Consider the following 14,031-nt stretch of genomic DNA (forward strand, 5'->3'; position numbering starts at 1 on the left):
CTCGCTTGAACAGGATCGAAGGGCTAGAACGCCGTGTTCGCGAGGGCGTTGCCATTCCACTCGCTCTCGGCCTGATTCCACAGCCACGACAGAATGTTCGAACCGTCGACGGATTGCGCGCCCGGCTTCTTCCAGCCGAGAAACGGAAACTTCGCCACCACGGCAGGCTTCGACATCTTGTGCGCCTTTGCGTATGCATCGACATCGTCGTCGCTCAACGGCTCGTGATAATCGAAATCGGGATTGCCGTCCGGGCTCTTCGCCGACAGCACATGTCCTTTGAACTCGCGCGACGTGATCTTGCCGTCTGCGAGAGGATCGCGCTTCGCATTCGGACCACCTTTCGGCTTCCTCAGGTTGCGCGTGCAGCGCGCGACGAAGTACTCGCCGAGCGCGGTGCCGAGCACATGGCCCGCAATGCTGTCGATGGGGAAATGAACGCCCGCCACCGTTCGATTGACGGCGACGCGATACGCCTGGCGCATCGCCTGCTGGTAGTACACGGAATCGCGGCCCTGCTTGAACAGCGCGCACAGCACGACGGCGATGATGAACGCCTGGGTCGAGTGGCCGCTCGGCAGCGAGCCGTGCCCCGGCGTCTGGATCATCGGCTGCACCTGCTGCGAGTACTCCAGCGCTCTTGCCGCCGCGATTGCGTGCTTGAAGCGGATCTCGACGAAAATCGCGAGGCGCACTGCCGTGTCGAGCAATTCGATCGTCTTCGGCGTGCGGCTCGGATGCAGATAGATCAGCATGCTCCAGAAGGCCACCTGCGGCCCCATCTGGCAGAGTATTTCCGCAGAGCGATCCTCGCGAAGGTCCGCATAGAAGTCGAGCCATTCGGCCTGCTTCGCGAACACGTCCTTGTCCGGACGATGCAGGCTCACGATATCGACTTCGGCGCCGCCCTTCGCCGGCCGGTGCGAGAGCTGCGGATACGCGAGCGACTTGCTCCCTTCGTTCTGTATCCGGAATTGCAGGTTGGACAGCAGCTCGAAATCGAACACCGTCGCGCGCACCCACGGCTCCCATCGCCATAGCTGACGGTAGTCGTCGATTGTCCGGAAGTTCTGCTTGTCGAAATCGACCGTGACGCGCTCCGGCGGATGCCAGCTGCCGACAATGCCATCGCGATGCCCGATCAGCGCCCCGGCGAGAAGCGGCCCATCGGGCGACCCACCGCCCGCATCGTACACACCGCCCGCGCCGCCGCCGCCCGAAGGCACGCCTGCACCGCCCGCTCCGCCTGCCCCGCCTGCACCGCCTGCACCACCCGCTCCGCCTGCTCCTCCTGCACCGCCAAGTCCGCTCACGATAGGCCTCCTCTGTCAGGAATCCTGCACCGCATTCAAACCTTCTTCTACGCAGGCAAGCCTGCCTGCCGCAATGCTTCCGACCATATCTTCCCGGTCTTATACGCGCCGCTCGGCGAGCGTTCGAGATAGCTCGTGACCGTCAGCGTCGGCTCGATGGCGAGCACTTCGTTGAGCGTCAGCCTCGCGGCATAAACATCGCCGAGCAGCGATTGCGCGATCGCCAGCGCGCGCAACGTCGATGTATGGGTGCGATTCACGCGTAACGAGCGCTGCGCGAGCTCGACGGCGCGCTCATAGCGCCCGGCCGACAGCGCCGCCGTCGCGCCCAGTGATTCGTAGAAGTAGCGCAATGGATCGAGCGGCGACAGGCGCAACGCGCGCTCGGTCGCGTCGACGGCATCATCGCCTTCTCCTTCGAATGCGAGCAGCGTGCCTTTGAGCAGCCACGCAAGCGAATCGTTGGGATTGACCGCGAGCGCGCTTTCGTAGCGCTGCTGTCCGACGTCGAGCTGCTTGAGGAGGTTCGTATGCACGAAGCCGTCGATCGTCATCGCGAGCGAGCATTCGGGATCGGCGTCGAGTGCGCGGCGCGTGCAGCCAAGCGCGGCCTGCGCTTCGGCAGCGCGATCGTTGGTCCAGCCGCGATTGAAACGCAGTACGTGCCATTTTCCGAGCCACGCATGCGGCAAGGCCTGTCTGCGCGCGCGCTCGATCAGCGCTTCGAGCATGTCGCGCGCGCGGTTGAAGTCATGCGAGACACCGCGATGCATCAGCACGATCGCGCTCATCAGCAGCGTCGAGCTTTCGAGCGTCGGCAGCGCCTGCGAGCGCGCGCGCTGCAACTCGCGGTCGATGATCGCGCCGCTCGTTTCGGCGACGATGCGATCGATCATTTCGTCTTCGCCGAGCATGACGTGCGTCGCGCGGCCTTTGATGCTCGCCGTCCACAGAATGTGGCGCGACTTCGCTTCCGCGAGTTCGGCGACCAGCACGACCTGATCGCCCGACGTCCGATACGCGCCCGACAGCACGTAACGCGCGCCGAGAAACGCGCTGATTTCGTCGAGCGTCGCGTCGCGCTCGCGAAACGCCGTCGTCGACAGACGCGAGATGACTTGCAGCTCGGCCGTGCGCGACAGCGACGAGATGATCTCGTCCGCCATCACTTCGCCGAGCACCTGTTGCCCCGCCTCGCCGCCGCGCGACACGAAAGGAATCACGGCGATCGTGGGGCGCAGCTCGGGCAGGAACGCGGTCCCCCGCTCGATCACGGGACGCGGACCAGGCGGGCCGATCCGATACGCGCGCACGGGCTGATCGAAATGCTTGACGTGGCATTCGCCCAGATCTTCGATGTCGGCATCGAGATCGGGTGTCAGCTGGTCCCGCACCTGCGCCGAAACGACGATCTCTCCGGGCCCCGCGAGCGTATAGAGCCGCGCGGCGAGATTCACGCCACGGCCATATACGTCGCGCTCGTCTTCGTAAAGCTCGGTGACGTGCAGGCACATGCGCAACAACATGTGCTGCTGCGGCGGCAGCCCCGTGTTGGCTTCGCCCGACGCGTGCTGGATCTCGAAGGTCGCCATGAGTCCATCGCGCAGTTCGACGAACGTGACCATCAGTCCGTCGCCTTCCGTTCTGATCAGACGTCCGCGATGCGCGGGTACGATGTCGTTCTCGATGTGCGCCTTGAACTTGCGCCACCGTCCCGCTGCTTCCACTTCGTTGTCCTGGATCAGCCGGCACGATTCCACGAGGTCCATGAACAGAACCGTGCGGACGACGCGCGCCAATCCGTCGGATGGGCAGGAAGAATCTGTGATCACTTTCTTCAAGCCTTTTTAAAGAGCACCTGCTGCCGGCTCACGATCCGTTTCCTGGCGATGAGGCAGTTCTGCGAATGTCTCGCAATGCAATTGCGGCACACGCGCCATGCGGCGCTGCGCAGAGTTGATCGAACAAACGGATGGTTCGCCTGTCTTGCCGGGCGCTGTGGAATACGCCCGGCACCTCGGATCGACGTGCGATTGCTATGTGTTATAGATCAAAAAGCACCGTTTAAAACGGGCTTTTTTCTTCCAGAGCACTTGCGTCATGCAAGGGCGGGAAACGGGGCGCAGCGATTGGTATCGCGTATGTAAATAAACCGCTGCAAACGAAACTAGTTTTTCGAGCGCAGCGTGTCCGCTTCGAGTCGCCGCGTGATCAGGTGGATCAGATACGTCGCGAACTCGGGGTCCTGGTAGTAGAGGCGCATCGCGTCGGTGGCCGATACCATCAGCAGTTCGCAATCGGTGATGCAGCGCGCGGTGCAGGTGCGCCGTCGGTCCGGCGAGAAGAGTCCGATCTCGCCGAGTATCGCGCCGCGTCCCACTTCGATATTGATCTCCGCGAGACTCACGGTGCCGCGCACGACGTAGTACAGCGCATCGCTGGGATCGTTCTTGTGAAAGAGCACTTCGCCGGACTTGAAGCGCGTGGGCGTCGTGAATGCGAGCAGCCTGCCGACGGAAAGCTGGCCGTCGAGCGCGCGATGCAACTGCGCATCGCCGATCTGCCGCAGCCGCGCAGCCGCTACGCTCGCCTGCCCGCGGCTGCCGACCTTCAGCGCCTTGTACACGGTGTACAGATGCACCTTGACGGTGCCCTCCGTGATGTTCAGCTGCTTCGCGATCGACTTGTTCGTTTCGCCGCGCGCCGCCAGCGCGAGCACCTGGATCTGGCGCGGCGTCAGCACGTGCTCTTTGATTTCGTCGGCGAGCGCTTCGGATGCGCGCACATCGTTCGCAGATGCGGGCAGCGCTGCTTCATCCGGCACGAGCGGCGTCGACGCAGGATAACGGCTGCCCGCGAGCAGAAGACGCAGCGCATCCAGCAGCGCCTCGCCCGATTCCGATTTGTCGAGATGGCCCGCGACGCCCGCCGCGACGAATTCCTCGACGGTCTGCGGATCGACGGCCGTCAGCAGCACGAGCACGGGTAGTCCTGTCTGCAGCCGCTGCGACGCGTTGGCCACGCTGAGCGCGTCGGGCACGCTGTCGCCGTCGAGCACGACGAGATCGGCGAGCCGTTCATCGTCGAGTACGTTCGAGGCGAAGTCCGCGCATTTCACTTCGACGCACTCGGCCAGGTCGCCGAGCAGACGCGCGACGCCATCGCGAAACAGACCTGCGGGAGCGATGAAAAGAATCAGCATGCGCGTGAAGTGCCTTCCGGATGGTCCAGAATCCCTACGCGCAGCTTGCGGCCATCTTTATCGTATGAATATAGTGTCGTGGCGAGATGAAAGCGTGCGCATCGCTAACCGTTATAGGCGATGCGTCTCGCTGCCGATTGGGTTTCAGTGCTTCAACGCACGAACGTCTCGACGATTCCAGCACCTGCGCACAACAGCACGACGAACAAAGGCCGCACATTCCAGCGCGTGAGCAGCAACAGCGACACGACTGCGACGGCGAAATCGGTTGCCGACAATACCGCGCTCGTCCACACGGGCGCATAAAACGCGCTCGCAAGCAGACCGACGACGGCGGCATTCGCGCCCGCAAGCAATGCAGCAACGGACGGACGCGTTCTCAGCGCCTGCCAGTGCGGCAGCACGGCGATGACGAGCAGCAGTCCCGGCAGAAAGATGCCGACGGTTGCGCAGAGTGCGCCGAGCCAGTGAGCGGATGACGGGCTCATCATCCAGCCGAGGTACGACGCGAACGTGAAGAGCGGACCCGGAACGGCCTGCGCCGCGCCGTAGCCCGCAAGAAAATCATTCGCAGAAATCCATCCGCTTGCGACCGTCGCCTGTTGAAGCAGCGGCAGCACAACATGGCCGCCGCCGAACACGAGCGCCCCCGAACGATAGAACACGTCGAAGACCCTGATCGTCCACGTGGCAGGCAGAAGCGCTTCCAGTGCGGGCAAGCCTGCGAGCAGCACGCAGAACAGCACGAGCGCAATGCCGCTTGCGGCGCGCGGCAACGCGAATGCGCGCGCATCGGCGGACGCGTTGCTTGCAACCGGTGCAGCGGAAGACGACGATGCCGGCGACATTCGCGACACGACAGTGCCGAGCAACGCGCCACCGCCGATCACGATGAGCTGCGCGTACACCGTATCGAGCACGCTCAGCAGCGCGAGCGCGGCGAGCGCGATGGCCGCGCGCGCCCGGTCGGGACACAGGCGGCGCGCCATGTCCCAGATCGCTTGCGCGACGACGGCCACGGCGACGAGCTTCAACCCGTGAACGAGTCCCTTGCCGAGCGTGTTGTCGAGCAGTCGCGCAAGGCTCGCGTAACCGGTCAGCAAGACCGCCGAAGGCAGCGTGAAGCCCAGCCACGCCGCGAGCCCGCCCCACCATCCCGCGCGCAGCAAGCCAATCGAAAAACCGACCTGGCTGCTGGCCGGTCCGGGCAGGAACTGGCATAGCGCGATGAGATCGGTGTATGTCGTATCGTCGAGCCAGCGGCGGCGCTCGACGAACTCGCGGCGGAAATATCCGAGGTGCGCAATCGGCCCGCCGAAGCAGGTGCAGCCCATTTGCAGGAACACCCATAGCACTTCGAATGCGTTGCCTGCGCGCGTCTGCTGACGCGACGTGCTTTCACTTTCCATAAAGGTCGCCAACAGGCGTGAAGTCCGGATTTGCGGATTGCGCCGATGCGCGTTGATATGCACGGCGATGCGCGCATCACTCTAACGCAAACCGCGAGCGCGAGGTGTTATCCAACTTGCGTGAGTGCGTCGGCAGTGAGATGAACGGGACACAGCGCGCCGGGTCTCGCGCCTGAAACCGGCGTGCAGAGCGGGCATCGTGTGCCGATCGCCCGCCCTGCTTCGCGCTTCACTTGAGATCGACGGTCACGAAGCTGCGCGCGTGATTGCGCTGGATCAGCAACGCGGCCTTCTTGCCCGCCTTCGACGCGAGCGACGCGAGTTCATCCTGCGATGCGACCAGCGTGCCGTTCAGCGACAGCACGACATCGCCGGGCTTGATGCCGGCGCTGCCCGCCGTCCCCGACACGTCGTCGACCATCAGGCCTTCGGCGAGGCCCGTGGTGCGCCGCTCGTCATCCGTGAGGGGATGCATCGTGAGGCCAAGACGATCCAGCGGACCTGCACCGCTCATGCTCGTGCTCACGTCCGTGCCCCCGGCTGCATCCGGCTGTTGCGCCGATGCGCCGACGCCGACCATCACCGTCATCTGCTTGCGATTGCGAATGAGCGTCAACGGGACTTTCGTTCCCGATGGCAGCGCCGCGTCCTGCGCGGCGAAATCGGCTGCGTGTTCGACGGGCTTGTCGGCGAGCTTTACGATCACGTCGCCGGGCTTGAGATTGCTCGCCGCCGCCGGACTGCCGGGCTCGACGGCGATCACGAGCGCGCCCGCCGCGCGCGGCAGGCCGAATGCGCCCGCCAGCCCCGGATCGACATCCTGCACCTGGATGCCCAGGCTGCCGCGCGCGTTCTTGTCCTGGCTTTGCAACTGCGCGCGCACCTTGTTCGCCATATTGATCGGGATTGCGAACGTCAGGCTCTGGGAGCGTTCTCCATCGCCGTACACCTGCACGTCGATGCCGACCACTTCGCCCGCGCGGTTGAACACGGGGCCACCCGAATTGTCGGGGTTCAACGAAACGTCGGTCTGGAAGAACGGAAACGTGCTGCCATCGGCGAGCGTGCGCGAGGTCGCGCTGACGATGCCCGCCGTCACCGTGTTCTGGTAGCTGTCGGGCGAGCCGATCGTCAGCACCTGCTCGCCGACTCGCACGCGCGTCGAGTCGCCGAGCTTGACAGTCGGCAGCTTCGTCGCGTCGATCTGGATCAAGGCGACGTCGCTCTGCGTATCGACGGCCACCACCTTGGCCTTGAACTCGCGCCGGTCGGTCAGACGAACGGTCACGTCATCCGACTGATCGACGACGTGCGCCGTCGTCAGAATGAGGCCGTTTGGGCTCACGATAAAACCCGAGCCGACACCCGAGATCGCGCGCGGCGAACTACTCTGGCCGTCCTGCGAATGGGGCATGGCCTGCTTGAAGAACGCGAAGAGAGGATCGTCGCCGTCGATCGCTTCGGAGCCAGGCCCCGAAGCCGGCGCGGAAGCCGAAGCGGGCACCGCGCCCGCCGGCGTCTTGTCCTGCACCACCGCGCGGATGTTCACGACAGCCGGCCCATAACGCTCGACGATCATCGGAAAGTCGATGGACGTGTTCGCCGGTGCGGACCGCTTCTCTTTCATTGGCGTGACGGCCGACGCGGATGCGGACGCGGACGCGGCGGCGGGAGACGCGGTCGCCGCGAATGCGTCGGTGCACGGATAACCGGCAAGACATGCCGTCGTCACGGCGATGTAAAACCCGGTGCGGGATACGGTCGAGTGAAACACAGCGCACCTCCATGGCGGTCGTTATGCCTGGCACTGTGAAGAAATTATTTCGCGCGCGGCGGCGAGCGAGTGTGACGCAGCACACCGATGAAGTCGAAAAGAAAAGGAGCCCCGTCAGCCGGCGCGACGGATAGAGCCAGGCGCTCCATGCGCGAGCGCGTATGGATGAGATCGACCCGTTATGCGTTTTTCGGCGGATCGAAGCCGACGTGAGATTCAGCTGCATGTTTGCCCGCGATGGACAATCAGGGACGCGAACGATTCGCTCGCACGCGCATTCTCAACGGCTTCGTCCGTTGTGAAGATCGCAGCGTTCGTCCTGAGTTATTTATAGGGAAGCGCCGGGCAAATTGCAGCGAGTACAAATCCTGGCGTGCGGCGAATGCACGGCTGCCGGTACGCCCATCATTTCAGGTGCGTTGAATGCCAAGCCGTCACGGCTTCTGATCACGCTTGCTCGCGATCACGCAGAACGCATCGCCGTCCTTCTGTGTCAGTTTTGCGTCGGCGAAACCGGCGCCCGTGACGCGTTCGAGAAGGCCGTTTTGCTGTTGACCCGAATGGACGGTGAAGGCGAGCGCGAGCGTTGCGCCCGGCCTCATCACGCGCCGCAGTTCGGCAAGACCCGCAGCCGCGTCGGGCCAGACCTGCATCGAGTTGATTGCGAGCGCCTTGTCGAATGTGTCGTCGTCGAAGGGGAGGCGCCCGGCCGAGCCCTGGCGCAGATCGACCTGTCCGCGCGCGATCGCTTGCGCGTTGCGCGCGGCGGCCTGCGCGAGCATCTCCGGCGACGGATCGACGCCCGCGATCTTGCCCGCCGTCGCCTTCTGCGCGAGAAGCCGAATGCCGACGCCCGGTCCGAAGCCGATCTCGATCACGCGGTCGCTTGCGCGGACGTCGAGCAGATCGATCGCCCACGCCGCGCACGCTGCGTTCATGTTCGCCATGATCTTGCCGCCGATTCGTCCCAGCACGCCTTGCGGGCGGCCGAACGTTCGCAGCAGGACACACCTGAAAAAGCTCACGTCTGCTCCTCTGGTTAAGCCAAAAAAAAAGCGCTGGCAAGCACGCGCCTGCCAGCGCTTCGACATTTGCGGCGGACCGCTATTGCGCGCTTTGCAAGTCCGCAATGGTGGCCGCGAGAAAGCGCGCCGCCTCGCCGCCCGTGACCACGCGATGATCGAACGTGAGGCTGAGCGGCAGGATGCGGTGCACGGCGGGCACGCCCTCCGCCGCGACGACCTGCTCGTGGATGCGCCCCGCGCCGAGTATCGCGACGGTCGGCGGCACGACCACGGGCGCCGCGTATTTGCCCGCGATCATCCCGAAGTTCGACAGCGTGATCGTGTTGCCGCGCATCTCTTCGGGCGGAATCTTGCGCGCGCGAATGTCGGCGCGCATCCGGTCGAGCCCGCCGCGCAGATCGGCGGCGTCGCGATGCGCGACATTGCGCAGCACGGGGACGAAGAGTCCATCGGGCAGATCGACGGCGATGCCGAGATCGATCTTCTCCAGCACGTGACGCCGCCCCGTATGGCCGTCGAACCATGCGTTCAAACCCGGCTCCACGCGGCAGCCCGCGACCAGCGCGCGGATCAGCCGGATCGTCACGTCGGTGTGCGGCGGCCACGCGTGGATGTCGGCGTCGTCGATCACGGTCGCCGCGGCCACTTCGCTCTGCGCGCGCGCCATGTTGTGCGCCATCGCGCGTCGCACGCCACGCAGCACTTCGGGCGGCCCGAGCTCGCCGAGTATCTTCGCGACGCGCTGCACGTCCGCCGCCGTGATGACGCCTTCGGGCCCCGACGGCGTCACCATCGACAGATCGACGTCCAGCTTGCGCGCGAGCGCGCGCGCGGCCGGAATCGCCTTGATCACGCCGCCTGCGCCCACACCCGACGTGAGCGGCGCGGGCGCCTCCTGCACGACATGCTGGCCGACCTCCACGTGGCCGACCACGGTGCCCGCGTCGGCGGCGTCCTCGCCCTCGCCTTCAAACGCGACGAGCGGCGCGCCGAGATGCACGATATCGCCCGTCTGTCCGAACAGCTTCGCGATGCGGCCGGATTGCGGCGACGGAATATCGACGATCGCCTTCGCCGTCTCGACCGACAGCAACGGTTGATCCGCGCGGACTTCATCGCCGCTCTTCACGTGCCACTCGACGATTTCCGCTTCCTGCAAGCCTTCGCCCAGGTCGGGCAGTTTGAAGATCTTCATGGCCTCACGACGCCTCCAGAGCCTGCCGGACGGCCGCGACGATGCGCGCGACGCCGGGCATGTATTGATTCTCGAGCCGGTACAGCGGCACGACGACGTCGTAGCCGGTCACGCGCTGCACGGGCGCGAGCAGCGAGTAAAGCCCGCGCTCCGCGATGTTCGCGGCGATCTCCGCGCCGATGCCGCCCGTGCGCGAACCCTCGTGCACGATCACGCAGCGGCCCGTCTTCGCGACCGATGTGAGAATCGTGTTCATGTCGATCGGCTTGAGCGTCGCGACGTCGATCACCTCGGCCATCACGCCTTCCTGCGCGAGCAGATCGGCGGCGGCCTGCGCGTCCTGCACCGCGCCGCCCCAGCTGACGAGCGTGACATCGGAGCCGTCGCGCAGCGTGAAGCAGGTGTCGAGCGGCAGCGCTTCGCCCGTGTCTTCGACCGTTTGCCGGTAAAGACGATAGAGGCGCGTCGGCTCGAAGAAGATCACCGGGTCGGGATCGCGGATCGCCGCGAGCAACAGGCCGTACGCGCGCGCCGGCGACGACGGCGTCACGACGCGCAAGCCCGGAATGTGCGCGAACAGCGCCTCGGGGCTTTCGGAGTGATGCTCGGGCGCGTGGATGCCTGCGCCGCACGGCGCGCGGATCACGAGCGGACACGCGAGGCGTCCGCGCGTGCGGTGCCGCAGGCGCGATGCGTGATTCAGCACGTGATCGATCGTCGGATAGAGGAAGCCGCTGAACTGGATCTCCGCGACGGGCCTGAGCCCCATCGCCGCCATGCCGATGGCCGTGCCCGCAATGCCCGCTTCGGCGAGCGGCGTATCGAGCACGCGCTGCGCGCCGAAGCGCGCCTGCAAGCCGGCCGTCGCGCGAAACACGCCGCCGTTCACGCCGATATCTTCGCCGAGCAGCACGACGGCGGGATCGTGTTCGAGTTCGTAGGCGAGCGCCTGATTGAGCGCATCGATCATGTTGAGATCAGCCATGACCGTTCTCCTGACCGTTGCTTTGCCCATTTACCCGGCCATTCGCCTGCCCATTCGCCGCAACGGGCGCGAAGCGCTGTGCGGCTTCGAGCTGCTCGCGCAATGCGTGAGGCAGGCTCTCGTACAGGTGATCGAACATCGCGGACACATCGGGCGGCGGCACGGCGAGATACGCTTCGACAGCCTCTTCGACTTGCGCATGACAGGCCTTGCCGAGCGCTTCGTCCTGCGCCTTGTCCCACACGTTCATCCGCATCAGATACGTGCGCAGACGCAAGAGCGGCTCATGCGCCCATTGCTGGCGTATGACTTCGGAGTCGCGATAACGGGTGGCGTCGTCGGCTGTCGTGTGATCGCCGAGGCGATAGCTGAGCGCTTCGATCAGCGTCGGGCCGTCGCCGCGCCGCGCTTTCTCAAGCGCCGCATGCACGACCTGACGCATCGCGATCACGTCGTTGCCGTCGACCTGCAAGCCGTCGATGCCCGCCGCTATCGCTTTCTGCGCGAGCGTCTGCGACGCGCTCTGCATGCTGCGCGGCACCGAGATCGCCCACTGGTTGTTGTTGATGACGAGCACGAGCGGCGCCTGCCAGACGCCTGCCATGTTCATCGCTTCGTAGAAGTCGCCTTTCGACGTGCTGCCGTCGCCGAAGATCGCGACGGCCACGCGCGGCTCGCCGCGCAGCTTGAACGCGTACGCCGCGCCCGCTGCATGACACACCTGCGTGCCGATGGGCACGCAGTTCGGAAAGTCGAGACGGGGTCCGCTGAAATCGCTGCCGCGCTCGTCGCCGCCCCAGTAAAGCAGGCTTTCCGTCATCGTGACGCCGCGCAGCAATTGCGCAGCGTGATCGCGGTAGGAAGGAAACAGGACGTCGTCGGCGTGCATCGCGCTCGCGACGCCGACGCCGATCGCCTCTTGCCCCACCGACGAAGCGAACGTCCCGAGCTTGCCGGTGCGCTGCAGCGCAACCGCTTTGGTATCGAAGGCACGCGTCAGCACCATCGCGCGATAGAGCGGGATCAGCGCCGCCGGTTCCCGCGCGAAGGCCGGCAAGGGCTGCACGGGCTCGCCGTCGCGGCCGAGGTATTGCGTATACCCGATGTGAAAACTGGCAGTCGTGGTCATGACCGCCCTCCTTGTTCGTTCAGATCTGAATGCGTGCAGGAGCTCACGTGCACATCCTGTGCCGGTTGGCGCGGGCGTGCCCGGCTGCCGAGGACGCGACGCCTGACAGCCCTCTCCTTTGACAACCGAAGCGGGCATAAGGTGCGAACTTTTTGTCGATTTACACGTAACGCGGGCGCAGGGGCGCGCGGCCGTTGTCGCAATGCAATAACCGCCGGCTTTGACACGCGCAGCTACTTCCGACAAATCCGCGACATCGGCGCGCTTTACCTTTAGGTTGCGCGCGCTTTAGGTTGTGCGAGCCGTGCAGTCTCTTTCATTTTTCGTGGTGCGATGTTCATCGCCGCGCATGGTGACAATGAATAGAACGATCGTAATTTCGGATTGCAAATCTCTTTATGCACGGTTCCATTTTTCATGCAGCACTGTTGCATATGAACGAAGAGGAATCGATGGGAGGACAGTCCGCAAAGCCTTCGATAAACTGATGATCGAGCATGTAGCTATCCGCCGAAAAACACCCGCACTCGCGGCCTCACCGATCAATGCGAGGTTGAGCATGGAAACGAAACTGACCGCCCATTTGCCGACCGTCGACGTGGAAATCACACGACGCAAATTGCCCGATCTGGGAGCGGAAAGCATCGCGATTCACATCACGGCCGTGCCGACCGTCGAAGCGGCCGCGCAATGGTTCTTGCAACCCAGCCTCTTTTCGCTGATGTCTCCGCTCATGTCTCCTGTTTCGATGTGGGCGATGTGGATGCGCGCGTGGCAACCGTGGCTCGCCTCCGTCGCCGCGCCGGGGCACGCGGCGCAAGCGCGCGAAAAACGGCTGCCGGATGACAATGCGGCCTCTGGTACGCGTTGACGCAAACGCACGCCGCCACAGCGCGCTAACATTCATCTTGCACATGTGAATCGACGGGCCGCATGACGCGGTTGCGCGATTCAATCGGTAGCGGCCATCGCTCGCTCCGTGCGAGGAGGATTGATCATGCGCGCCATGGTTTTCGACGGTTCGAGTCCGCAACTCGCAGAACGCGATCTGCCTGACCGCGCGCCCGCGGCAGGCGAACTGCTGATCGACGTTCACGCGTGCGGCGTGTGCAGAACCGATCTGCATGTCGTCGATGGCGAGTTGAGCGAGCCGAAGCGTCCCGTAATTCCGGGTCATGAAATCGTCGGCAGAGTCGCGGCGCGTGGCGCGGATGTGACCGCGTTCGAAATCGGCGATCGCGTCGGCGTGCCGTGGCTCGGCAAGACATGCGGCGTCTGTCCGTACTGCACGGGCGGCCGTGAAAACCTCTGCGATGCGCCCGCCTTTACCGGCTACACGATCGACGGCGGTTACGCCGAGCAGGTCGTCGCCGATAGCCGCTACTGCCTGCACCTGCCCGCGAACTACGACGACGCGCAGGCCGCGCCGCTGCTTTGCGCGGGGCTCATCGGCTACCGGACTCTCAGCATGGCGGGCGAAGCGCAGCGCGTCGGCATCTACGGATTCGGCGCGGCAGCGCATATCGTCGCGCAGGTCGCGCGTCATCAGGGCCGCAGCGTGTACGCGTTCACGCGCCCCGGCGACACCACCGCACAACAACTCGCACGCAGACTCGGCGCCGTTTGGGCAGGCGGCAGCGACGAAACCGCGCCCGATCCGCTCGACGCCGCGTTGATCTTCGCGCCCGTCGGCGCGCTCGTGCCGGTCGCGCTGAAGACCGTCGTCAAGGGCGGCATCGTGGTGTGCGGAGGCATCCACATGAGCGACATCCCCGCGTTCCCCTATGCGTTCCTGTGGGGCGAGCGCCGCGTGGTGTCGGTGGCAAATCTGACGCGAGCCGATGGCGCAGCGTTCATGAAAATCGCCGGCGAAACGCAGCTCGATATCGAAGTCACGCGCTACCCGCTCGCCGAAGCAAACCGCGCGCTCGACGATCTGCGCAGCGGCCGCGTCTCAGGCGCGGCTGTGCTGATCGTGCGTCAGTGAAAAGCAAAGACT

The 14,031-nt window shown here is 65.0% G+C and carries 11 protein-coding genes; 2 read left to right on the plus strand and 9 right to left on the minus strand.

The features are described 5' to 3' along the window. Positions 1-23 precede the first annotated feature (23 nt). From GCT13_RS50935 to pdhA, 9 genes are all read right to left on the minus strand, one after another. Positions 24-1,313, minus strand: a complete 1,290-nt coding sequence (locus tag GCT13_RS50935; RefSeq protein WP_321574625.1) for a phosphatase PAP2 family protein — start codon at positions 1,311-1,313, stop codon at positions 24-26. Positions 1,314-1,360: 47 nt separating this feature from the next. Continuing rightward, positions 1,361-3,082, minus strand: a complete 1,722-nt coding sequence (locus tag GCT13_RS26085; protein ID WP_227747013.1) for an adenylate/guanylate cyclase domain-containing protein — start codon at positions 3,080-3,082, stop codon at positions 1,361-1,363. A gap of 398 nt (positions 3,083-3,480) precedes the next feature. Further along, positions 3,481-4,515, minus strand: coding sequence for a LuxR C-terminal-related transcriptional regulator (locus GCT13_RS26090; RefSeq protein ID WP_152763038.1), 1,035 nt, complete (start codon positions 4,513-4,515; stop codon positions 3,481-3,483). Between the two features lie 152 nt (positions 4,516-4,667). After that, positions 4,668-5,924, minus strand: a complete 1,257-nt coding sequence (chrA, locus tag GCT13_RS26095) for a chromate efflux transporter (RefSeq protein ID WP_152763040.1) — start codon at positions 5,922-5,924, stop codon at positions 4,668-4,670. A gap of 229 nt (positions 5,925-6,153) precedes the next feature. Then, positions 6,154-7,698, minus strand: coding sequence for a trypsin-like peptidase domain-containing protein (locus tag GCT13_RS26100; RefSeq protein ID WP_321574626.1), 1,545 nt, complete (start codon positions 7,696-7,698; stop codon positions 6,154-6,156). Between the two features lie 434 nt (positions 7,699-8,132). Next, entirely contained in the window at positions 8,133-8,723 is a 591-nt protein-coding gene (locus GCT13_RS26105; RefSeq protein ID WP_321574627.1) for a class I SAM-dependent methyltransferase, read from the minus strand. 79 nt (positions 8,724-8,802) lie between these two features. Next, the gene (locus GCT13_RS26110) at positions 8,803-9,918 is read right to left on the minus strand and encodes a dihydrolipoamide acetyltransferase family protein (RefSeq protein WP_152763042.1); all 1,116 of its coding nucleotides are present in this window, start codon (positions 9,916-9,918) and stop codon (positions 8,803-8,805) included. Positions 9,919-9,922: 4 nt separating this feature from the next. Further along, entirely contained in the window at positions 9,923-10,903 is a 981-nt protein-coding gene (locus tag GCT13_RS26115; RefSeq protein ID WP_152763044.1) for an alpha-ketoacid dehydrogenase subunit beta, read from the minus strand. Continuing rightward, positions 10,896-12,032, minus strand: coding sequence for a pyruvate dehydrogenase (acetyl-transferring) E1 component subunit alpha (gene pdhA / locus GCT13_RS26120; protein ID WP_152763046.1), 1,137 nt, complete (start codon positions 12,030-12,032; stop codon positions 10,896-10,898). The genes GCT13_RS26115 and pdhA overlap by 8 nt, the downstream gene beginning before the upstream one ends. 358 nt (positions 12,033-12,390) lie before the next feature. Between pdhA and GCT13_RS49520 the strand changes: the two genes are divergently transcribed. Continuing rightward, positions 12,391-12,903: a hypothetical protein gene (locus tag GCT13_RS49520; RefSeq protein ID WP_227747014.1), complete on the plus strand. Its 513-nt coding sequence runs from the start codon at positions 12,391-12,393 to the stop codon at positions 12,901-12,903. Between the two features lie 126 nt (positions 12,904-13,029). Further along, the gene (locus tag GCT13_RS26130; protein ID WP_152763048.1) at positions 13,030-14,019 is read left to right on the plus strand and encodes a zinc-dependent alcohol dehydrogenase family protein; all 990 of its coding nucleotides are present in this window, start codon (positions 13,030-13,032) and stop codon (positions 14,017-14,019) included. Positions 14,020-14,031 lie beyond the last annotated feature (12 nt).

The sequence above is a fragment of the Paraburkholderia franconis genome, assembly GCF_009362735.1.
Classification (GTDB): Bacteria; Pseudomonadota; Gammaproteobacteria; order Burkholderiales; family Burkholderiaceae; genus Paraburkholderia; species Paraburkholderia franconis.